The following is a 22,936-nucleotide window of genomic DNA, read 5'->3' as shown; positions in this document are numbered from 1 at the left end:
ACACTGATGAAAAAAATATCTGTCATATTTATTCTGCCGGACTTAGAAACCGGGGGCGCAGAAAGGATTGTTACCACAATAGCGAATCATCTTTCCAGAGATAGGTTTGAGCCTAAGATTTTGCTGTTACGTAAACAAGGCGGATATTTGAATTTTCTGAAAAAAGATGTCGAAATTATCGATATCAATACCGAAAGAATAAGACATTCTTTAAAACCCATTTTAGGAGAAATCTATAGAAGAAAACCTGATATTGTATTCTCCGGTTTTGGTGAAGTCAATGCTTATTTATCATTATTCATAAGGCTTTTTCCGAGAACAAAATTCATTGCAAGGGAAACCAATGTGGTGACTCAGCATGTAACCCGCAAAGAGATTAAATTTTTCTATAATTTTTACAATAACTATCAGAGAATCATCGCTCAAAGTGATGATATGATGAAAGATCTTGTGGATAATTTTAATATTAAAAAGAAAAAAATTGTCAAGATCAATAATCCTGTAGACTTTGACTTTATTGAAGATAAAATGTCTATTTCTTTAAAACCGGAATGTTTCAAATACAATTATAAAAATGTAGTAGCCATCGGAAATCTGTCTTCCAGAAAAGGGTTTGATAACTTACTGAAAGTTTTTTCAAGGCTGAAGAATGAAAACATTATGCTTCATATTTTAGGAGATGGAAAAGACAAAGATCTTCTGCTTCAGACGAAAGAGCTTTTAGGATTAAAAAAAGTGATTTTCCATGGCAGACAGGAAAATCCCTATCAATATTTGAAATATGCTGATTTATTTGTGCTTTCTTCACGATACGAAGGTTTTCCCAACGTTCTTCTGGAAGCAGGAGCTTGCGGAACTTATTCTTTAGCTAATAACTGTCCCGGAGGAATTAATGAGATTATCCAGCACAATGTAAACGGTGAAGTTGCCAATATTGAAAACTATGACGGTTTTGCCCAACAGATTGTGAATGTTCTTCAGAATAACTATAACAGAGACGCCATAAAAAACTCTATTAAATCAAGGTTCTCTAAGAATATTATTATGGATAAATACGAAAAGGTTCTACTGGATCTGATCAAACCTTCATAGCCCCATTTGTTTTATAGGGGGTTAATTCCTTACTTTTGGAGCTTTAAATTTTATCTGAAAACCAATTTTTCATTCATGAATAAAATCCAAAAATTAGGATGCGCCTGTGAGAAACCGAACTCCAGTTATACAGAATATAGAAGCTCGGCATTAGGAATTGATCATACCAACGGAAGGTATGGAGAAGTAACGATTCAACAGTGCAAGTTATGCCAGAGAATATGGATTCATTATTTTGTGGAATATGAAAGCTTTTCCAAATCGGGAAGATGGTACAAAGGAATTGTTTCGAAAAAAGATCGTCCTCAAATCACCCCGGAAAATGCAGTAGAATTTCTGGAAAGCCTTGAATGGTATGTGTATGGCGGTTCGTTTTTTGAAAGTACGGGCGAGTTTGGACAAGGAAAATTGAATATAGGTTTGTAAAACTTATGCTGATTGAATTAGAATAAGTCATAAAAATAAACATCCAATCAATGAAGCCATTTATCATTGTTATTTTGATGCTGAATGCTGTTGTAATGACGGCTCAGCAGAAGACTATTTCCAGAAAGGAATTGTTAAAAACAGCTCTTGATCAGAAAGTGAAATCTACAGAGATTCAGGAAATAACGATGGCTGCCGGACAAGGAGCTCCGGAACATCTGCACCCCTGTCCCGTTTTGGGAATCATCAATTCCGGTGAAGCTGTTTTTCAGATCGAAGGAAAAGAAAAAGTGGTACTTCATGAAGGAGATGCTTTTTATGAACCTAAAAATGTGAAAATCCTTCATTTTGATAATGCATCACCTGAAAAACCCCTTGTCTTTACCGCAATTTATCTCAAAGAAGGGAATGAGGAAAATATAAAGTTCATAAAATAACATTTTTCATAAAACTAAAGCATATAATTATCATTTTTAAAATTGATAAAACTCACTTTGGTGCTTGGTAATTTATATGTAAATTTGTGAGAATTAAGATAGATAATAATAAACAAATTCATACAATAACATGAGTCAATTCGATGTTACCGTAATAGGTTCTGGTCCCGGTGGTTATGTTGCTGCTATCCGTGCAGCACAGTTAGGTTTCAAAACAGCAATTATTGAAAAATATTCAACTTTAGGCGGAACTTGTCTTAACGTTGGATGTATTCCGTCAAAAGCGCTTCTTGACAGCTCTGAGCATTTCGAAAATGCAAAACATAATTTTGCAGGTCACGGAATCATCATCAATGAGCCGCAAGCGGATATCGCAAGAATGATCGAGCGTAAAAACGAAGTGATCAAGCAGAATACAGACGGAATCAGCTATCTGATGAACAAAAATCAGATTACTGTTTTTGAAGGAGTAGGAAGCTTCGAATCTGCTACTCAGATTAAAGTAACAAAAAACGACGGTTCTTCTGAAACGATCGAATCTAAATATACCATCATTGCAACAGGTTCTAAACCAACTACACTGCCTTTCATCTCTTTAGATAAAGAAAGAGTGATTACTTCTACGGAAGCTTTAAACCTTAAAGAAATTCCTAAGCATTTAGTAGTAATCGGAGGTGGAGTTATCGGTCTTGAGCTAGGTTCTGTGTACCTAAGACTAGGAGCTCAGGTGACTGTTGTTGAATTTATGGATAAAATCATCCCTGGAATGGATGGAGCTTTAAGCAAAGAATTGACTAAAGTTCTTAAAAAACAAGGAATGAAGTTTATGCTTTCTACTGCGGTTTCTGCGGTTGAAAGAAATGGAGATACTGTAAAGATCACCGCTAAAGATAAAAAAGGAGCTGAAGTAGTAGTAGAAGGAGATTACTGTTTAGTTTCTGTAGGTAGAAAACCTTATACAGACGGTCTTGGTCTTGAAAAAGCAGGTGTAGAGCTTGACGAAAGAGGAAGAGTAAAAGTAAACGACCACTTACAGACCAATGTTGCTAATATCTATGCGATCGGTGACGTTATCAAAGGTGCGATGTTGGCTCACAAAGCTGAAGAAGAAGGAGTTTTCGTTGCTGAAACGCTAGCAGGGCAAAAGCCTCACATCAACTATAACCTGATTCCTGGTGTTGTTTATACATGGCCGGAAGTTGCAGGAGTTGGTAAAACTGAAGAGCAATTAAAAGAAGAAGGTGTTGCTTACAAAGTAGGATCTTTCCCAATGAGAGCTCTGGGTAGAAGCCGTGCAAGTGGTGATATCGATGGTCTTGTGAAGATTATTGCAGACGAAAAAACAGATGAGGTTTTAGGAATGCACATCGTAGGAGCAAGAGCTGCTGACCTTATTGCTGAAGGGGTAATCGCAATGGAATTCCGTGCAAGTGCTGAAGACATTGCAAGAAGTTCTCACGCTCACCCTACCTATGCAGAAGCCATTAAAGAAGCTGCATTGGATGCTACGGCAAAAAGACCTATTCATATGTAATATTTGATTAAAAGATTTAATCATTTAAATATTAAAAAATTAAAGGCTGTTTCTTATTGAAGCAGCCTTTTTTGTACTGCTTTTGGCATGAAAATGGAGATGGTTTTTGAAAATTTCATGTATGAAAAAGATTTTTATCAGTTGGATGCTTTTTGCGGGAATCAGTTCATGGGCACAGGAAGCAGGAAAGGCAGGAGAATTATTAAAAAATGAGGCTTCCACTACAGAAATGAGAACCTCTAAAAGTCCGGACGAAAGAAATAAAACTTTTGATCAGCCGAGATCTGGAAATAATACAACTCCTCAGAGAAGAGGAAATGAAAATAGAATAAAAAATCCTAATTATCAGTGGAATAGAAACTACGGTTATGCAGAAGTTTTTCTGAGAATTCCTGAGCAGGGATTTTTTACTGTGGAAGTTGGCGATCAGATGATGGCAAACAATTCCGGAAAGTACAGGTTCTTTGATCTGTCCTCAGGAAGAATGCCCATTTCAATCTACGAAAATGGTTTTCTGATCTACAGAACAACATTGATGCTTCGAAATAACAACAGAATGGTTCTGGATTTCTTTACCAATGAAGGTCTATACCTTCTGGATTCTTATCCTGTACAAAATCAATATGGTTTTAATGACTGGAACGATATCTGGAACAATCCTTATGGAAATCACTCCGGAGACTGGCCTCTGCAGGGAAATGTGATGGATACTCATTCTTTCCGTCAGTTTTTTGATATGATGATGAGCAATGAGAGTTTTGATGATGGAAAAATTAAGATGATTAATCAGCAGATGCGTACTTCTATGTTCACTTCCGCACAAATAAGAGATCTGGTGAAAGCCATTAGTTTTGATAATAAGAAATTGGCTCTTGCTAAATCGATGTACCGCAATTGTGCAGATAAAGACCGTTATTTCTTGGTTTATGATGCTTTTGATTTTGAAAGCAGCAAGCGTGAACTGATGGATTATATCTCAAATTTATAGTAAAACAGGTTTTCTCCTAAACGAAATTTATACCTTGGATTTGAATACAAGAAACCCTGATCTGAACACTTTCTGAGTTTTTCCAAATCCGAACTTTGCATCATTAATTAAAAGAAGATTATGAGCAAGCAAAAAGTATGGTTAATAACTGGCGCCTCAAGAGGAATGGGGCTGGAGGTAGTGAAAGAAGTTTTAAATAAAGGAGATAAAGTAATAGCTGTTTCCCGAAATATACAACATCTGGTACAGCTTTTTGGAGAAAAGAATAGTGACTTTATCGCTTTGAAAGTAGATATCACCAATGATGAAGTAGTAAAAGAAGCAGTAGAAAAAGGACTTGAACACTTTGGAGCTATTGACGTTGTCCTTAATAACGCGGGATATTATTTAGTGGGCAGTATCGAGGAGATCAGTGATGAAGAATTCCGTAAAACGGTAGATGTAAATCTGTTTGGGATGGCGAATGTGATCAGACACACGATGCCATTTCTTCGAAATAAGAGATCAGGACATATTATCAATATTTCTTCAAATATGGGGTATATCGGATATGCTAATACCGGAAGTTATAACGCTTCAAAATTTGCGGTAATAGGTCTTTCTGAAGCTCTTGCACAGGAGGTTAAACCATTTGGTGTAAAGGTAACAGTGGTGGCTCCCGGGATGTTCCGGACAGGTTTTATGAGTGAAACCACTTTGGTAGCGGCAAGAAATAGAATTGAAAGCTATCGTTTGGATCAGCATATCGGTACACTTCAAAACTTTCATGGTCATCAGCCTGGTGATCCCGTAAAACTGGCTCAGGTGCTTTATCATATTAGTAACTTAAATGAACCTCCTTTGCATCTGATTTTAGGAAAAGACAGTTATGAATCCATTATTGAACAAAGGAAAAATGAGATAACAGAACTGGAACAGTGGAAAGATCTTTCTTTTTCTACAGATTTTAAATAATATGTACATTTGAATCAATGAAAAAGCCTTATTCAGAACCGTATATCATAAAATCCATTTCGGAGCTGCATCATTTGTTTGCTCTTCCTCAGCCTGATCATCCCTTAATAAGCGTAATTGATTTTGAATTATTAAGCTATCAGCATAGCGATATATGGAAACATTTTACCAATGACTTTTACTGTATTGTTCTTAAAAAAGGCAGCAATGGGAATCTTAAATACGGACTTAAAGATTATGATTTTGCGGGTGGATTGATGACTTTTACAAAACCAGGACAGGTATTTTCGGTTACATCCATAAAAGATAATCCTGTTGAGGGATATATGTTGGTATTTAAGGCTGAGCTGATTCGTTCATATCCTCTGGGAAAAAAAATAGATGAGTATGGCTTTTTCTCTTATTCCATTGCGGAAGCATTGCATCTTTCGGAAAAAGAGAACATGGCCATTTCATCGTTGTTAAGGCAATTGCAGGAAGAGTTGAAGAATAATATAGATTATTACAGTCAGGATGTTATCGTATCTCATGTAGACCTTTTGCTTCATTATTCCAATCGTTTTTATAACAGACAGTTCATCACCAGAAAGGCTGTAAATAATGATATTCTTGCCAGACTTGAACAAATTGTAAAAGACTATTTCAATCACGAAAAGACGCTTACTCAAGGATTGCCAACAGTTCAGTATCTTGCCAGCGAACTTCATCTTTCACCTGATTATCTGACTGATCTTCTGCGTAAAACAATAGGACAGGGTACCCAGCAATATATTCATGAACATTTAATAGAGAAAGCGAAAGAATTATTATCAGCATCCGGTTTTACAGTCGGTGAAATTGCGTATCAATTAGGATTTGAATATCCTCAGTCATTCAGTAAACTATTCAAAAAAAATACAAAACAGACTCCATTAGAGTTCAGAAAGTCCTTTAATTAAAAAAATAACCTAAAGTTATATCTTTTTTTTCTATTTTTGTAACAATCATTACATAATAAACAAATGAAAGGAAGACCCAATATTCATCAGGATAAAGAACTCATTTTAAAAGCTCAGAAAATTTTCTGGGAAAGAGGTTTTACTGCAACTTCCCTTACTGATCTGAGTGTTGCAACCGGAGCAGGTGCCGGAAGTTTGTATAACGCTTTTAAAGGAGGAAAGAAAGAACTTTTTAAAAAAAGTCTGGAACAACGCAAAGAAGATTTTGAAAACTTCAAACATGCTTTAGAAAAGAGCGGAGATCCGATTGGGCTTATTAAAAATTTCTTTTTAAATATTGCTAACGCTGATTATAATGATCATATGAAGGGCTGTATCGTTGCCAATACGCTTGTTGAAATGACATTTGTAGATGAAAATTTAAAAGAAGAGGCTGTGGAAATATTAAAGGAAACAGAAAAACTCTATACTTCAGTTATTCAGGAACAACAAAATAAAGGAAATCTGAAATCAACGCTTCCTGCAGAGGTTTTAGGGAAATACCTGATTACGTTTTGGTGCGGAATCAATTCCCTTCGCAGGATTTATCCGGATCAAAAAACTTTGAAAACTCAGATTGAATTGCAATTGCAGGTGTTGCATTAAATTTTTTTACTTATTTATTTAACGATCATTACAAAAATAAAACAATGAATTTAGAACTAAAAGAAAAGAAAGCATTTATTAGCGGATCCACACAGGGAATAGGATTTGCAATAGCAAAACAATTACTAGAAGAAGGAGCATCCGTTATTATCAATGGAAGAAACGATGAAAAGACGGAATGGACAGTTAAAAAACTTCAGCAGGAATTTCCAGAGGCTGATGTATCAGGAATTGCCGCAGATTTTGCTAAAAAAGAAGATATTATCAAGCTTTCCGAAGAACTTACAGATATTGACATTCTTATCAATAACGTAGGTGTTTTTGGAATTGATGATTTTTATGAAATATCAGATGAAGACTGGTACCATTATTTCGAAGTCAATGTGATGAGTGGGATGCGTTTATCAAGAAAACTTCTTCCCGTGATGATTAAGAAGAACTCAGGGAGAATTATTTTTATCAGCAGCGAATCAGGAGTCAATGTTCCTGAAAATATGATTCATTACGGAATGACAAAGGCTGCAATGTCTGCTTTAAGCAATGGTTTGTCTAAGCTTACAAAAGGAACTGCTGTTACCGTTAATACAATTTTGGGAGGACCTACTTATTCGGATGGAGTAGCCAGCACAGTAGAGCAGATCGCAGAAGGACAAAATCTGACCGTTGATCAAATGAAAGAGATTATTATCCAGAATTCAAATCCCCATATCCTTTTGCAAAGATTTATCAATCCGGAGGAGATTGCCAGTCTGGCAGTATATCTTTCAAGTCCGCTTTCTATAGCCATTAATGGAGCAAGTTTGAGAGCAGATAGCGGTGTTTTGAAAATAATTTAGTGAATGAAAAATAAAAGGGTTGATTTACATGACTTTCAGTTTATCATAAAACTTAGAATGTTTCGGAGCGATATTAAACTGGATTCCAAAAGTTACCCCTTTAAAATATTTTTCCCTGTGAATAGGAAAGGCATAGCCGCTATTCAAAAACACTGCATTGAATAATGAAACACCAATTCTGGGTTCTACTGAATACGGATTACCGGATATTCCCAGCAATAGTCCGGCACGGAGAAGATTGATATTGATCTCAGGGATGAATTTTTCGGTCTTATTTACACGCGTATAAAGTAGGGAAGGACCAATAATAATAGAACCGTCATAGCTTTCGCCCCATCTGTATTCTAATCCAGCCTGCAAAACATTTCTTCCGGTATAGCGATATGAAATATTGACCGCTGTTTTCTCAAGCAATTGAGCTTTTGAAAAGAAGGCAGAAAGAAACAGAAGCAGGGTGAAATATTTTTTCATGATTATTTTTCTTTGTTCAAATGTAAGGGTTTTTAGAGGCTTTATAAAAAATAGAAATAAGTCTTTAAAAGAATTATAATAGCATTGACTAGGATAGCATCTTCAAATTTCCGTACCTTTGTCAGCTAATTTTATCATCAATGCAACTCGGAAAAACTCAAACTTTAACAATTTCAGAAAAAATTAATTCAGGATGGATCCTTGTGGATGAATCCGGTGAAAAGGCTTTTCTGCCTAAAATCTTTATTCAGGATGAAAAAGAAACAGGTGAGGAGGTTGAAGTTTTTGTGTATCAGGATGACGATAAATTAAAAGCAACTACTGAAATTCCATTGGCAGAAGTAGGTGAATTTGCGGTAATGAGCTGTGTACAAAGTCTTCCAAGCGGAGCTTTTATGGACTGGGGAATCATTAAAGATTTATTTATTCCTTACAAGCAGCAGAAAACCAAAATCATCGAAGGGAAAAGATACCTGGTTTATATCTATGTAGACGAAGATATGGAACTGATTACCGGTACTACGAAATTCAAGAGAAATCCTCAGTATGATGAGCTTCCGTTCAAAAAAGGAGACAAAGTAGACCTGATCATGATGAATGAAAGTGAACTGGGCTGGAATGTCATTATCAACAAACAATACATTGGTTTGATCTACGCTTCCGATGTTTTCAAAAAACTGTATCCATTGTCAGAAGAAACAGGATTTATCAAAGCTATTCGTGAAGACGGTAAAATAGATGTTTCTTTACAGCCGGAAGGATTTGAAAATATTGATGAGTTCAAACAAAAGATTCTGAACAAACTGGAAGAAAACTACGGACTTCTGTATGTATCTGATAAATCTTCACCTGAAGAGATTAAAGATGAACTTCAGATGAGTAAGAAAAACTTTAAAAAAGCGATCGGAGGACTTTATAAAGATAAAATCATCGATATTTCAGACGATAAGATCAAATTATTATAAAAACAAAAAACGAGCAGAAATTTCTGCTCGTTTTTATTTTACCATCTGTTCTTAATCAGAATTCAACTATTGTAGATTCTTCCGAAAGAGGAATTGGTACCATTAATTATTTCTAAAGAGAAGATTCTTTTTAGAAATTTTTATTTATAGACATGATGGATGTCATGACATTTTTGTTTAATTTTTTTGTTTAACAATTTTGTCAAAAATATTTTTTACTATAAATTTGCACAAATTTGTTTAACAAAAATGTCAAATCAAGCAAAAAAAGACCAAACACAGGAATTGATCAAGGAGACAGCGAAGAATTTATTCTTTGTGAAAGGAAAATTTGATGCTACTACGCAGGAGATTGCAGATGAAGCTGGAGTGAACAGAACCCTTATTAATTACTATTTCCGTTCAAGAGATAAGCTTATCCAGATCATCTTTGATGAAGCGCAAAGAGTAGAACAGGAAAAATCGAAGATCATTCAGAATTCTGATCTGCCTTTTAAAGAGAAGATCAGCCAATTCATAGAAAGTAGTCTTTCTACAAGTCTTCAGTATCCGTATCTGGAAACGTATATCGTATCCCAGATCAATAAAGGAACCTGCCATCAGAGAGAAATTGAAGAAGATATCCTGAACGATATGTACAAGGATATTGAAAAAGAAATGGAATTGGGAAATATTGAGAAAATGGCACCTGTTCAGTTTATTCTGAATATGGTTGCGCTATTGGTATTCCCAAGTGCAATAAGACCATTATTTATGGAAAATCTTTTAATAAATGATGAAGAATATGATAAGATTATTTCTGAAAGAAAAGAGATTATTATCAATATGTTGTTCAAAAACTAAAAAAAACTAAAGTATTTCTGAAAATGATTCGTCAAATAGAAATAAATAATGACTGAAAATTAAATAAAAAATAAACGAAGTATAAAATTATGAATAGAAAACGTATAACTGCTACAAAGCTAAAAATTGGGATAGCTTCAGCATTTATGATTTTCGGCTCAACACTGATGTCTGCCCAGCAGCAGGTTTCCCTGCAGGAAGCAATAAAACAGGCACTCCAAAATAAAGCAGAAGCTAAAAAAGCTGCTTTACAGGTCAAAAAAGCCGAATTTAAAATTGATGAAGCCAGAGCTGGTGCCCTTCCACAGGTGAGTGCGACGGCAGGATTAACCTATAATCCAATTATTCAGGAATCTTTACTGGAATTTGGAGGAGAGAAAATCAGAGCTCAATTTGGGCAGCCTTGGGGTTCAACAGCTTCTGTACAACTTCAGCAGGCGATTTTTGATCAAAGAGTATTTACAGGACTTAAAGCGGCAAAATCAACAAGAGAGTTTTATGTACTGAATGCTCAGTTAACCAATGAACAGATTATTGAAAATGTAGCAACAGCTTATTATCAGGTGTTTGTACAGGAAGAAAACCTTAAAACGGTAACTGCCAGCTACGCCAATACTGAAAAAGTAAGAAATGTTATTAAAAGTTTAGTTGATAACGGTTTGGCAAAATCAATCGATTTAGACAGAACCAATGTTCAGCTTACCAATATTGGTTCCAATAAGCAGACCTTAATCAACTCTGTTGAACTTTCAAAAAATGCCCTGAAGTTTTATATGGGAATCCCGATTTCTACAGACATCGAGCTTGAAGAAAAAGAAATCGAACCAAAGCCTGAACTGATTGCGAGCAACGTAAATCTTAATGATCGTACAGAGCTTAAAGTTTTAAATAAAAACAGAGAACTTTTGGTTTTCAATAAAAAGGCGACTGAAGCTTATCTTTATCCGTCAGTAAATCTTACAGCGAACTACGGATGGGGCGCAAACGGAGCAAAATTCCCACTGACAAACGGTCTTAGCAGAGGCGTTCTTTGGAGTGATTATTCAGCCATTGGTTTGAATGTCAATATCCCTATTTTCACGGGAGGAGCTACAAAAGCGAAGATCAACCAGGCTGAAATTGATATTCAGGATCTTGATGTTGATATTGAAAACACTCAGTTGAGCTTAAGCTTAGATTATAAAAATGCAGTTACCAATATGGAAAATGCATTGATTAATATCGAAAGCATGAAAGATAATGTAGGATTGGCAGAAAGAGTTCAGAAAAATACTCAGTCGAACTATCAGTATGGCTTGGCAACCCTTACAGAAGTACTGGATTCTGAAAATGCTTTGACAGAGGCTAAACAGAATTATTCTAATGCATTGTTAGATTACAAACAGGCTGAGATTAAGCTGATAAAAGCTAAGGGTGAACTAAACACACTACAAAACTTATAATAAACTAAAATGAAAAAAACTTTAATATATATCATCGTAGCAGCTGTACTGGTAGGGTTAGCCGCGTATAAGATTGCTGGTAACAAAGAAAAGCAGACGCAGGAAGTAAAAGAAGTTGCCAAGCAGGTAGATAAAATCAATGTCAATATTGTAACGGTTGCAAGAGAAAATATTGATACAGACTATTCTGCCAATGGTACTTTCATTCCAAAACAGGAAATGAACCAGTCTTCTGAAATCTCAGGACGTATTGTAAGCGTTTTGGTAAAAGAAGGTTCAAGAGTTGGAGCAGGTCAGGTTTTAGCAACAATTAAAAGAGATGCTATTGAAGTAGATGTTACCCAGGCTCAGAATAATCTTCAGAATGCTATTATGGATAACCAACGCTATGAAAACGCATACAAAACAGGTGGAGTTACAAAACAACAGCTTGATAACTCAAGATTACAGCTGAAAAATATGCAGGCTGCGGTTAGAGCACAAAGCGTAAAAGTAAATGATACAAGCATCCGTGCGGGAATCAGCGGTACCATCAACAAGAAAATGGTTGAACCTGGAACAGTAGTTTCTCCTGGAACGTCCATGTTTGAAATCGTAAATATCAACAGCCTTAAACTTTCTGTTTTAGTAGATGAAAGCCAGATCGGAAAAATCCAGTTAGGTCAGGAAGTTCCGATTAAAGTAAATGTTTTACCTGAAGATTCTTTCGTAGGGAGAATTACTTTCATCGCTCCTAAAAGTGATGCTTCTCTGAATTTCCCTGTAGAAATTGAAGTACAAAACAGAGGAAACCTGAAAGCAGGGATGTATGCAACTGCTAAATTCAGTACAAACAATGGTGCGGAAACTCAGAATATGCTGACCGTTCCTGCAGAAGCGTTTGTAAATGGAGTAAGCTCAGGACAATTATTCGTTGTTCAGAATGGAGTTGCTAAATTGATCAAAGTAACCATCGGAAAAGTTTATGGAGATAAAGTTCAGGTGTTAAGCGGATTGAATGGAGGAGAACAGGTAGTAACCAGCGGACAGATCAATTTGGACAATGGATCTAAAGTGAACATTATAAAGTAGTAGATCTATGAAGTTAGCAGAAATATCGATTAAAAGACCCTCGCTGGTAATTGTATTATTTACAATTCTGACGTTGGGAGGTATCCTGAGTTATACGCTCATGGGATACGAATTGATTCCAAAGTTTGAAACCAACATGGTAACCATTTCTACGGTCTATCCGGGAGCTTCACCTGCAGAGGTGGAAACCTCCGTGACCCGAAAGATTGAAGATGCCGTAGGTTCTTTGGAAAACGTTAAAAAAGTAGAATCTTCTTCATACGAAAGCTTATCCGTAATCATGGTTCAGCTGAACGATGGTGCCGATGTAGACTACGCTTTGAATGATGCCCAAAGAAAGGTAAATGCTATTCTGGCAGACCTTCCGGAAGATGTAAAAGCACCGTCTCTGAATAAATTCTCCTTAGATGACCTACCTATTATCACGATGAGTATTTCATCGGATAAACTGAACAGTAAGGACCTTTATGACCTATTGGATAAAAAGATTGAACCTATTTTCTCCCGTGTAAACGGTGTGGCTCAGGTGGACCTTGTAGGTGGACAGGAGAGAGAAATTCAGGTAAATCTTGATGAGAAAAAATTACAGGGGTACGGACTTTCAATTGGGGATGTACAACAGGCCATTCTTTCATCAAACCTTGACTTCCCTACAGGAAGTTTGAAAACGAGAACTACAAAATCTACGATCAGACTTTCAGGAAAGTATAAGTCAACTGAGGAAATGAACAACCTTGTTGTTTCTAACAAAAATGGAGCACAAGTACGTTTATCTGATATCGCAACAGTTTTTGACTCTCAAAAGGATGTTGAAAAAGTAGCAAGATTCAATCAGTTTCCTACCATTTTAATGCAGGTTAAAAAACAATCTGATGCGAATGCGGTAGCGGTATCTGAAAGTGTTCAGAAAACAATTAAAACAGTAGAAGAAGCTTATAAAGTTCAGGGAGTAAAAGTAAAAATCGTAAACGATACGACAGAATTTACCCTTGAATCTGCCAACCACGTTATTTTCGACTTATTCTTAGCGATTATCCTCGTGGCAATTGTAATGTTATTATTCCTTCACAGTATCAGAAACGCATTCATCGTAATGGTTTCTATCCCGGCTTCATTGGTGGCAGCGTTCATCGGAATGAACCTGATGGGATATACTTTGAACTTAATGAGTTTACTGGGACTATCCCTTGTGGTAGGGATCCTGGTGGATGACGCGATTGTTGTACTGGAAAACATTTACCGTCACATGGAGATGGGTAAAAGTAAGATCAGAGCAGCGTATGACGGAGCTTCAGAGATCGGATTTACCGTTGCTGCGATTACCCTGGTAATTGTGGTGGTATTCTTACCGATTGCGATGAGTTCAGGTCTTGTAGCCAATATCCTTGCACAGTTCTGCGTCACGGTCGTTATTGCCACCTTGTTATCATTATTGGCTTCATTTACCATCATTCCTTGGTTGTCATCAAGATTCGGTAAGCTAGAGCATTTAACAGGTAAAAACTGGTTTGAGAAATTCATTCTTTGGTTTGAAGGATTAATTGACAAATTCACACACTGGATCACCGATATCCTTGAGTGGTGTCTGAAAACGACCTTAAGAAGAATTTCAACAGTGGTGATTACGTTTATTGTTTTAATCAGTTCATTCATGCTGGTAGCATTCGGATTCATTGGAGGTGAGTTCTTCCCACCAATCGACCGTGGTCAGTTCCTGGTACAAATGGAATTGTCAAAAGATGCAACCGTTGAAAAAACAAACCAGTTAACGTTAGACGTTGAAAAATTCTTAAGAAATGATAAAGATGTTGTAGACCTTATTACAACAGTTGGACAGCAGTCTACAGGTTTTGGTGGAGCTCAGGCAACCACTTACCAGTCTGAGGTTCAGGTAAACTTAACAGATAAATCTGAACGTACAGAAAGTACCAATATCAAAGCTGCAAAAATTAAAAGACAGCTAGAGGAGAAATTCACAGGAGTTGAATTTAAAACGGCTCCAATCGGTATCATGGGTGCAGAAAATGCTCCAATTGAGATGGTTGTAACCGCTCCGGATAACGCTACAGCAGTAAAAGAAGCAACCAGAATCCTTGAACTATTGAAAAAAGTTCCTGGGGCAGTAGATGCTGAATTGTCAACAGATACAGGTAGTCCTGAAGTTCAGGTAAGTATTGACAGAGATAAAATGTCTGCTTTAGGTTTAAACCTTTCAAGTGTAGGACAGACGATGCAGACCGCATTCAACGGAAATACTGACGGAAAGTTCAGAGCCGGAGAATATGAATATGATATCAATATCCGTTTCGGGGATGTGAACAGACAGTCTATTGATGACGTTAAAAACCTTATGTTTACAAATCCTCAGGGACAGCAGGTTCGTTTAAGCCAGTTTGCTGATGTAAAAATGGGTTCAGGACCAAGCTTACTTGAACGTAGAGATAAATCTCCTTCTGTAAAAGTAAGAGCGAAAGCAGTAGGTAGACCAGTTGGGGACGTAGCTAATGAGTGGGCGAACCAGTTCATGAACAGCACCAAAAAACCTGTGGGTGTAGATTACATCTGGAGTGGAGATATGGAGAACCAGCAGGAAGGTTTCGGTACGTTAGGAATTGCATTATTGGCAGCGATCGTATTGGTATACCTGGTAATGGTTTCCCTATATGACAGTTTCGTATATCCTTTCGTGGTATTGTTCTCAATCCCGTTAGCGATGATCGGGGTAATGGTAATTCTTGCCTTAACTGCGAACTCACTGAACATCTTCACCATGTTAGGGATGATCATGTTGATTGGTCTGGTAGCGAAGAATGCGATCCTTATCGTTGACTTTACGAATGCAAGAAAAGCAGCAGGTGCCAATACTCACGATGCTTTGGTTCAAGCGAATCACGCCCGTCTTCGTCCGATCCTTATGACCACCATTGCGATGATCTTCGGTATGTTACCGATCGCATTGGCAACAGGGGCCGGAGCTGAGATGAATAAAGGTCTTGCATGGGTAGTAATCGGTGGTTTGACATCATCACTATTCCTTACATTGATCATTGTACCGGTAGTATACTCTCTATTTGACTCTGTTCTGAGAAGAATGGGTAAAGATACTAAAGTAGACTACGAAGCTGAAATGAAAGCAGATTATGTACACAGAGAACTGAATGAAGACGGATTTACTCCTAAACATTTAGACAAATAAATTAAACCTTTAATTAACCGAAAGCGCCTCAGATTTTCTGAGGCGCTTTTTTGTTGATATTTGATGATTTAAAATTGGATTATATAGGTTTTGGCAACAAAAAAAGCTCCCAGTAAAACTGGAAGCTCTTCTATATTGTAATGGAAAAAATTAATCTGCCATAGCCTCTCCGGACTTTCTGTAAACAAAGTTTCCGTAGATGTGTCTTCTTGCAAAACGGCTTGGTGAATCAGCGTTAACCATTTTGATATAGGTATTTCTTGGAACACCCATATACTCATACATATTTCCGTTCAAATGCTGAACCATTAAAATTGATTTCTCCAGATAAAAATCCTGAATGTTAGATTTTGTAATGGTTTCAGTATATTCTTCTTTATATTTTTCCTGCGTTTCAGGATTAATACTTACCAAAAAATGGTAGGCTTCAATCACAGACTTACTTTTTTCTTCTGCTTCCTGTTTTCCTGCTTCATCATTAATGAATTTATCAGGATGGGTATCTTTCATCACATTTCTGTAAATCGTCTTTAATTCTCTTAAAGTAACATTTTTATCAACTCCAAGAAGTGTTCTGTGTTCACCAATTTTTTTCATATCTCTAATCCTTATTTTCGGGGTGCAAAATTAAGAAATTAAATCCATAAAATCATAACTTATTCATTATTAATTTGTTTTAATTTTGAATAGCTCTGAAAGTAAAAGGAATAGAGATTAAAAATTTCAAATATCATGCTTTTATTCTCCGTGAAAATACTCATAGGCATATCCTTCTAAATCTCCATCTTTTGATATTAAATTATTCTTTTCATCATAAATTTTAAAAGACTGTTGTATGCTACCAATACTTGCAGCGCCATCTAAACCCACAAGGATTGTGTAAAATGTATCAGTAAGAAGACCTGAAACTATCTCTTTTAATTTTTCGGTTTGAATTTCGTCCAAATTTAATTCTTCAATTTTTTTTGAAGTCATGCTTCTATATTCCATTTGATTATCAAAACTGGAATGAAGAATATTTTGTTTCTCTAAATAAAAGTTTTTTACAAATTCTTCTGGAGACATTTTATGTAAGTTTGTTAAAGTTGGAATAAAAGTATAAAATTTAATCTTTATATCAATTCTAATATCAATAGCACTGAAGAATATCCCAATTTGATTTCACAGCTAATTAAGTTCCGAATATAAATTTTTATTCAGTTTAAAATAAATAAATCCATTTTTAAAATCAATCACGGTATTGAACCTTTTTAACAACTGATTACCAAAAAATCCCGCCATTTTTTCTGTGGAATCAATTCCCTCTGTAGAACCGGAAAGGGTGATCGGAAGGTTATAAAGATATTTCTGAGCGAATCTTACCGTTGGACAAAGAACAACAGGCATTTGATACACAGAACCATCAGAACCTCTTGCTGTAGCTTTACCTATTGTTTTCATGGCTGTTACCAGAACATTCTTTTTTGCAAAAGGAGAAGCAATCGTAAGCACATCATCCGCACCGCTGTCGAGCCCAAAGAATCCTGAATATTCTTTATCATTCACAATGATACTGCTTTCTACAGCAGGGTAGTTGTCGATCATATGGAGTTTTACCTTTTCATAGCCTGTTAAATCCACAGACCGGTCATCTTCTTCATAAAACCGGATTTCATTTCTATGATAATTTATTTCAATGAGTTTGCCTTTCATCAGATCCGTTCCGAAAACTCCATCAAAATGGGCAGATTCATAAGGAATAAGAGTAAATTGTATTTCTTTTTTCTCGATATCTCCAAATTGTACTGTATTATGACTGCTGTAATCTACAGTATTCACTCCGTTGGAACCTCTGTTTTCAGATTTTCCATCAATTTTCAATGGGATCTTTTTCTTTGAATGGCTATTAATGACAGAGCCATCGGCACCTGTATCAAACAGGAATTTAATACTGTCGATTTTATTCACCTTAGCATACACATACACGGAATTGTTTTCCAGAGAAAAAGGAAGGATAGTAGGTGTTTTTTGAGCAGATACTGTTAGACACAATACCAAGGTCAGGAAAATAATAATTGGCTTCATGGAGTAGTTTTAAAGACGAAAATAGAGGTATTGAAGACTTTCACAAAGAAATAATAAGCCATTAACCCACTTTTAACCGTTCCTTAACCATTCTCTGTAAACTTCACCAATAAAAACAGCACCCAATCTGAGTGCTGCTATTCTATTTTTTAATGATTAAATCTTTCAATCTTTTTAAGAAGTCTACGGCTGATCACAAGTTCTTTTTAACTTGGTGAAAATCTTATCAAAATCCTTATAAGTTGTCTCTTCATTATTACGCTTTTGTCTGAAACTGCTGTTGGCACAGTTGTGAAAACCAAGACCGATCATATCAATTAATGCATAATCTTCTTTTTGAGGGTCGTTCATTTTGGCATCAAATCTTGCCATTACACCCTTTGGATCAGCATTATTTTTGCTTTTAAGTTCAGTATACGCTCTCCAGGCTGCGAACATCTTTTCTCTGTCAGGAGAGGATATGGCATCAATCTGTTCTCTGCAGGTATCGTAATATTTACTGTTTTTCAGTGTGGTGGGATCAGAATACGCGAGGATTTCTTCTTTATTAAGCTGATATTCATTTTCAAAAGAATCAATGGTTTCTTCCATTAACTTTTTCCATTGAGGAAGATCAATTACTTTAAGGCTGTACAATTCCTTTTTCTTTTCTTCATACTGCTTTTCCAGTTCCTGTAGATAAGTTTCTCTGTTTTTACGGATTTCGTCAAGCTGGGTAATTTTAAAAACAGGTTGGGTGTCAAATACAACGCCATTGAACTGATACAAAAGTTTATTGATCCCGTCTATTTCTTCTTTGTTATATTTAGCTGGGTCAAAATATCCTTTATTGTCACAGTTAAAAGTCTGATAGCTGTAAGGGGTCAGATTGTTTGCTTTTGCAGGAGTTTTTTGCCCCCAAATAGTAATGGATAAGGCCAAAGCAAGCCCGATCATCATTTTTTTCATGTACATAACCTGTTGAAAGAATCCGAATTTTCTGAATTTCTATGCAAAATTAAGGCTTTAAATTCGAAATATAAAGGATTAAATAGATTTTCTCAATGGTTTTTGCAAATTTTATATGAATTTTATACTGACAATTTTATGTTTTAGAAATTCAGGAACATTAAATTCTAAAAAACGGATAGTAATAAACTGATACAGAGCTGTTTTTGTTAATAATAATTACTTACTTCAATAAGATTATAATCCGGATCACGGAAGTAAACTGATTTGATTTTTCCTACCGCTCCGGTTCTGTCTACAATCCCTTCAATGATTTCTATATTTTTCTGTCTGAGCTCTTCCATGACCTCATGAATATTAGTTTCTGCAATAAAGCAAAGATCAGCAGAACCACAGGTTGGAGTTTTTGCTTTAGGTTCAAATTCATGACCTTTCTGATGCAGATTAATCTTTTGATTTCCAAAAATGAGTGCTTTTCTGTTCTCTCCAAAAGTAACTGTTTCAAATCCCATAACTTGGGTATAGAACTCAATAGTTTTATCAATATTAGCCACCGTTAAAACAAGATGGTCAAGGTTTTTAATTTTCATACATTAATTTTTAGATAATAATGCAGATCAAAATTAAGGCTATTTAGACAATTGTTGTCCTGTAATTGATTGTTTTTTTAGATTTAAAATAATAGATTTACACACATTAACACGAAACCATGATCTATTATTTTTTTCTTCTTTTTATTATTGCCGTTTTGGGAGGAATCTCTTATCTGATAATGCATTTTTTCAGTAAATGGACCCGAAATAGTCAATATGGAACATTTTTTAATACCTTAATATTTATTGCATCATTTTTTCTGGTGTCATTTATCAGTCTTTTAATCTTCTTTTCTACCGTTGATTTTTCCAGGTAGTAATGATTTTTTTCTGAGGATTAAATAAGCCATAAAAAGATTGATAAAAAGGGCCGCCCAGACATTCAAACCATAAAAAAGTTCGTATTCATGACGGGTTTCATTATAAAACAGATTTTTAACAATTCTGAAGGTAAGGGCTGTGGTGGTGACCGCATAGCTTAGGATCATATACATCCTGTGTTTGCTCACATTTCCTTTTTTGATAAAAAGTATGGCGGCAATAGTGAAATAAGCCCAAAGAACATCCTGGATCAGAAATCCTGTGATTCCGATAATGCCCCCATTGGAAAAAAGTCCCAGTACAAAGCATGCCGGAACATTGATAATAAGGATATTGTAAACATATATTTTCCCAATGATCTTATGAAGATTTCTGTTTTCAGTCAAAAATCGATTTGAAAATTGGGTAAGACCTGCCAGAAGACAAAGCGTTATGGAAAAGATATGAATGTAGAAAAATGTCATCCAGTACGGATTATCCACAACCTGTTGCTTAAAAGCCAGAAATCCTATGTTTTTTTCAAGAGAAGTATACTGGGAAATGGTTTTCAGCATCAGAATACTGAAAAGAAGGACCAAAAATAAAGCACTTACTTTAATGATCTTTATTCCCAAAGACTTCATATGGTATAAACGATTAATCTTCCAGTACATCTCTGATCTGTTTTTCCAGATCTTCCATGTTTTCAAACTTTCTCAATTCCAGTGACTTCCCTGAAGACCTGAGCTCTTCAATAATATCAAGGATTAATTCTAAAGGCTCGGCTTCGTAGCCAAACAGATGACTGTCGAAATTAGTTCCTACCAATAATCCGTCACTATTCATTCCCAGACACCAGTTTTCTACAAACTCATTGAGAGGAATAGGAGAAGGCTCATAATGATTCCACTCGTTTTCTATGCAGGATTTTGCTCTGGCAGCATCAGACCAGAAACAAATAATCTGTACCTCTTCACCGTCTTCATATTCTGCCTCGTTGGAGTAGGAGGTAGCATAGCCATTACCATCTTTTAAAGCATAGACTGTTTCTGTCTCAGTAATTTTTTTAATAAAGTCTTTATGACGGTTCTCTACCGTAATATGATCTTGAAGCATTGTAATTAATTATGAATGATAAGTTATGAATGATGAATGGGATGTCTTATGAAATTTCACTTTTATTGATATGAATAATTTCGGGATTCTGACCATCTGAATCTCTTTTAGATCTACCATAAAGTCCTATTTCAAGATCATTTGGAGATTCATTGTCCAGTTCAGAAGGATGTACATACGTATACATACCATATCCATGTCCGGAAACCAGCCATCCTTCAGTAAGGTTTAAATGAATTACATTGAAATCTCCGGCAGGACCTCCGGCATAAACCGGACCGAATTCTTTCATTAATTGTAATGCTTCCTTTTTTACATCTTCGATAATACTGATATCATCAAAAATAATATAAGTGCCATTTTCAAAAAGAACCCAATCCTGAAATTTGGGATTAATAGCAAGCTTCACCTGTTCAATCATCTGTTAATCGTTTAAATATGAGTTATAAGTTAATGTTTTTATTTAAATATAAAGTTTTTAAGCATCAATCATCATTGATACCTTGTTTCTACAATATCCCTTTGATTCTTAAATGCTGAAGAAGCATAATGGTTTTTGCATCTTTGATTTCTCCTATATCAATCATTTTCAGGCTTTCTTCAAACGATAATTCCAGAACTTCGATATTTTCACCTTCTTCTGCCAATCCGCCTCCGTCATTGATTTTCATTTCATTTGAATACTCAGTAATGAAGAAATAAAGAATTTCCGTTACAGATCCGGGCGACATATAGGCTTCAAATATTTTTTCAACCTTGGAAATTTTATACCCGGTTTCTTCTTCTGTTTCCCTTTTGATACAGTCTTCCGGATTATCATTATCCAAAAGTCCGGCACAGGCTTCAATGAGCATGCCTGTAGAATTTCCGTTGATATAAGTAGGTAATCTGAATTGGCGGGTAAGAATAACTGTGTTTGAATCTGTATTGTAAAGAAGGATTACTGCACCGTTTCCGCGGTCATAGGCTTCTCTGCTCTGGGTTTCTGTAGTTCCGTCTTTTTTCAAAACAGAGTAGGTGACTTTGTTTAAAGTATACCAGTTGTCTGAAAGTATTTCTGTGTTTAATAAGGTGATATTCGGGTTTTTCATGAGAATATTTTCTGAGTTATAATAAAAATAAATAGGTGTTGAAATATTTTTTTAATTAAACTTTTCTTGAGTTTACTTCTTTAATAAATCTTTTAAAGCGTTCTCCAGATCCGGAAATTTAAAATGGAAACCTGCATCCTGAAGTTTCTTTGAGGAAGCTCTGGAACCTTCCAGTATAGCAGTAGCCAGCTCTCCGAATAAGAGTTTTAGCATAAATCCGGGAACATTAGGCATAAATAGTGGTTTTTCAAGTACCTGGGCAATCTTTTTTGTAAGCTCTTTATTGGTAGCATGTTGTGGAGATACAGCATTATAAGCGCCATCTATTGCTGAATTTTTTAAAGCAAATTCATAGATAGAGCAGATGTCTTCAATATGAACCCATGGCATATATTGTTGGCCACTTCCCAGTGGAGATCCGATATAATACTGAATAGGAGGGATCATTTTCTTTAATGCTCCGTCTTTTTCAGAAAGCACTACAGCAGTGCGTATTTTGACCACTCTTTCTGCCAGATCCTGTTCCTTAAAATCGTCAGCAGCTCTTTCCCATAAGACGACCACTTCACTTAGAAAATCGTTGCCTGGTGGATCGGTTTCTGTATAAATTTTTTCTAAAGTTTCCGTACCATAAAAATTAATTCCTGAGGCTGAAATAAAGGATTTAAGCTTGATCTTGTTTTTTCTTAAAGTTGTTCGGAGCAATTCTGCAGAATCTACACGGCTGGAAATCAATTCTCTTTTTCTTTCCGGAGTCCAGCGTTTTTCCGAGATATTGGCACCTGCAAGATGAATAATATGAGAAACATTGTCAAAGGCAGTTTCATCGATAGTCTTTTTTTGGACATCCCATTCATATTCATGATCATGTACTTTTTTTCGGGTCAGAAACCTGACTTCGTATTCCTTACCTATTTTTTTTGCCAGTTCTTTGGCAATCATACCGCTGGCACCGGTGATCAGAACAACTTCTTTCATAGTATTAT

25 protein-coding genes are annotated in these 22,936 nt (G+C 35.8%); 14 read left to right on the top strand and 11 right to left on the bottom strand.

Going from position 1 to position 22,936, the window contains the following annotated elements; genetic code table 11:
- Positions 1-6 precede the first annotated feature (6 nt).
- The 9 genes from ACMA47_RS14435 to ACMA47_RS14395 all read left to right on the top strand — a co-directional run bounded on the left by ACMA47_RS14435 (position 7) and on the right by ACMA47_RS14395 (position 7,850).
- Complete coding sequence (locus ACMA47_RS14435) at positions 7-1,092, top strand: glycosyltransferase (protein WP_413930320.1); 1,086 nt, start codon at positions 7-9, stop codon at positions 1,090-1,092.
- 75 nt (positions 1,093-1,167) lie between these two features.
- On the top strand, positions 1,168-1,518 hold the full coding sequence (locus ACMA47_RS14430) for a hypothetical protein (protein WP_413930319.1): 351 nt from the start codon (positions 1,168-1,170) through the stop codon (positions 1,516-1,518).
- A 50-nt stretch (positions 1,519-1,568) separates the two neighbouring features.
- Positions 1,569-1,955, top strand: a complete 387-nt coding sequence (locus ACMA47_RS14425; RefSeq protein WP_413930318.1) for a cupin domain-containing protein — start codon at positions 1,569-1,571, stop codon at positions 1,953-1,955.
- Between the two features lie 130 nt (positions 1,956-2,085).
- On the top strand, positions 2,086-3,489 hold the full coding sequence (gene lpdA, locus ACMA47_RS14420; RefSeq protein ID WP_034695570.1) for a dihydrolipoyl dehydrogenase: 1,404 nt from the start codon (positions 2,086-2,088) through the stop codon (positions 3,487-3,489).
- Positions 3,490-3,610: 121 nt separating this feature from the next.
- Positions 3,611-4,477, top strand: a complete 867-nt coding sequence (locus ACMA47_RS14415) for a DUF4476 domain-containing protein (RefSeq protein WP_413930317.1) — start codon at positions 3,611-3,613, stop codon at positions 4,475-4,477.
- 120 nt (positions 4,478-4,597) lie between these two features.
- Entirely contained in the window at positions 4,598-5,431 is an 834-nt protein-coding gene (locus ACMA47_RS14410; RefSeq protein WP_413930316.1) for an SDR family NAD(P)-dependent oxidoreductase, read from the top strand.
- Between the two features lie 17 nt (positions 5,432-5,448).
- The gene (locus tag ACMA47_RS14405; RefSeq protein WP_413930315.1) at positions 5,449-6,369 is read left to right on the top strand and encodes a helix-turn-helix domain-containing protein; all 921 of its coding nucleotides are present in this window, start codon (positions 5,449-5,451) and stop codon (positions 6,367-6,369) included.
- A 63-nt stretch (positions 6,370-6,432) separates the two neighbouring features.
- A complete protein-coding gene (locus ACMA47_RS14400) occupies positions 6,433-7,014 on the top strand; it encodes a TetR/AcrR family transcriptional regulator (RefSeq protein WP_413930314.1) in 582 nt (193 codons plus the stop codon).
- Positions 7,015-7,058: 44 nt separating this feature from the next.
- Positions 7,059-7,850, top strand: a complete 792-nt coding sequence (locus tag ACMA47_RS14395) for an SDR family NAD(P)-dependent oxidoreductase (RefSeq protein WP_413930313.1) — start codon at positions 7,059-7,061, stop codon at positions 7,848-7,850.
- Between the two features lie 24 nt (positions 7,851-7,874).
- Here the strand turns inward: ACMA47_RS14395 and ACMA47_RS14390 are convergent, their stop codons facing one another.
- Positions 7,875-8,321, bottom strand: a complete 447-nt coding sequence (locus tag ACMA47_RS14390; RefSeq protein WP_413930312.1) for a hypothetical protein — start codon at positions 8,319-8,321, stop codon at positions 7,875-7,877.
- 140 nt (positions 8,322-8,461) lie between these two features.
- Between ACMA47_RS14390 and ACMA47_RS14385 the strand changes: the two genes are divergently transcribed.
- The 5 genes from ACMA47_RS14385 (at position 8,462) to ACMA47_RS14365 (ending at position 15,838) form a co-directional block, all read left to right on the top strand.
- Positions 8,462-9,286 (top strand): S1 RNA-binding domain-containing protein, encoded by an 825-nt coding sequence (locus ACMA47_RS14385; protein WP_114821279.1) that lies wholly within the window; start codon positions 8,462-8,464, stop codon positions 9,284-9,286.
- A 249-nt stretch (positions 9,287-9,535) separates the two neighbouring features.
- A complete protein-coding gene (locus ACMA47_RS14380; RefSeq protein ID WP_034695556.1) occupies positions 9,536-10,129 on the top strand; it encodes a TetR/AcrR family transcriptional regulator in 594 nt (197 codons plus the stop codon).
- Positions 10,130-10,218: 89 nt separating this feature from the next.
- Positions 10,219-11,571: a TolC family protein gene (locus tag ACMA47_RS14375; protein WP_413930311.1), complete on the top strand. Its 1,353-nt coding sequence runs from the start codon at positions 10,219-10,221 to the stop codon at positions 11,569-11,571.
- A gap of 9 nt (positions 11,572-11,580) precedes the next feature.
- The gene (locus ACMA47_RS14370) at positions 11,581-12,642 is read left to right on the top strand and encodes an efflux RND transporter periplasmic adaptor subunit (RefSeq protein ID WP_413930310.1); all 1,062 of its coding nucleotides are present in this window, start codon (positions 11,581-11,583) and stop codon (positions 12,640-12,642) included.
- A gap of 7 nt (positions 12,643-12,649) precedes the next feature.
- Entirely contained in the window at positions 12,650-15,838 is a 3,189-nt protein-coding gene (locus ACMA47_RS14365) for an efflux RND transporter permease subunit (RefSeq protein WP_034695550.1), read from the top strand.
- Positions 15,839-15,988: 150 nt separating this feature from the next.
- On the opposite strand, the gene ACMA47_RS14360 is transcribed toward ACMA47_RS14365, so the two are convergent.
- From ACMA47_RS14360 to ACMA47_RS14315, 10 genes are all read right to left on the bottom strand, one after another.
- Positions 15,989-16,435, bottom strand: a complete 447-nt coding sequence (locus ACMA47_RS14360) for a KTSC domain-containing protein (RefSeq protein ID WP_034695549.1) — start codon at positions 16,433-16,435, stop codon at positions 15,989-15,991.
- A 141-nt stretch (positions 16,436-16,576) separates the two neighbouring features.
- Entirely contained in the window at positions 16,577-16,903 is a 327-nt protein-coding gene (locus tag ACMA47_RS14355; RefSeq protein ID WP_413930309.1) for a hypothetical protein, read from the bottom strand.
- Positions 16,904-17,005: 102 nt separating this feature from the next.
- On the bottom strand, positions 17,006-17,902 hold the full coding sequence (locus tag ACMA47_RS14350) for a retropepsin-like aspartic protease (RefSeq protein ID WP_413930308.1): 897 nt from the start codon (positions 17,900-17,902) through the stop codon (positions 17,006-17,008).
- 183 nt (positions 17,903-18,085) lie between these two features.
- Positions 18,086-18,850, bottom strand: coding sequence for a hypothetical protein (locus ACMA47_RS14345; protein ID WP_413930307.1), 765 nt, complete (start codon positions 18,848-18,850; stop codon positions 18,086-18,088).
- 209 nt (positions 18,851-19,059) lie between these two features.
- Entirely contained in the window at positions 19,060-19,440 is a 381-nt protein-coding gene (locus ACMA47_RS14340; RefSeq protein ID WP_413930306.1) for a VOC family protein, read from the bottom strand.
- A gap of 284 nt (positions 19,441-19,724) precedes the next feature.
- Positions 19,725-20,417, bottom strand: coding sequence for a DUF2306 domain-containing protein (locus ACMA47_RS14335; protein ID WP_413930305.1), 693 nt, complete (start codon positions 20,415-20,417; stop codon positions 19,725-19,727).
- A complete protein-coding gene (locus tag ACMA47_RS14330) occupies positions 20,401-20,859 on the bottom strand; it encodes a DUF2750 domain-containing protein (protein WP_413930304.1) in 459 nt (152 codons plus the stop codon). Before ACMA47_RS14330 ends, ACMA47_RS14335 begins: the two co-directional genes overlap by 17 nt.
- Before the next feature lie 46 nt (positions 20,860-20,905).
- Entirely contained in the window at positions 20,906-21,280 is a 375-nt protein-coding gene (locus tag ACMA47_RS14325) for a hypothetical protein (protein ID WP_413930303.1), read from the bottom strand.
- 88 nt (positions 21,281-21,368) lie between these two features.
- Positions 21,369-21,950, bottom strand: coding sequence for a GDP-mannose pyrophosphatase NudK (nudK, locus tag ACMA47_RS14320; protein WP_413930302.1), 582 nt, complete (start codon positions 21,948-21,950; stop codon positions 21,369-21,371).
- 72 nt (positions 21,951-22,022) lie between these two features.
- Entirely contained in the window at positions 22,023-22,928 is a 906-nt protein-coding gene (locus ACMA47_RS14315) for a TIGR01777 family oxidoreductase (protein WP_413930301.1), read from the bottom strand.
- Positions 22,929-22,936 lie beyond the last annotated feature (8 nt).

The sequence above is a fragment of the Chryseobacterium sp. T20 genome (genome assembly GCF_047345655.1).
GTDB lineage: Bacteria > Bacteroidota > Bacteroidia > Flavobacteriales > Weeksellaceae > Chryseobacterium.
This window is presented reverse-complemented; position numbering and strand designations above follow the sequence as displayed.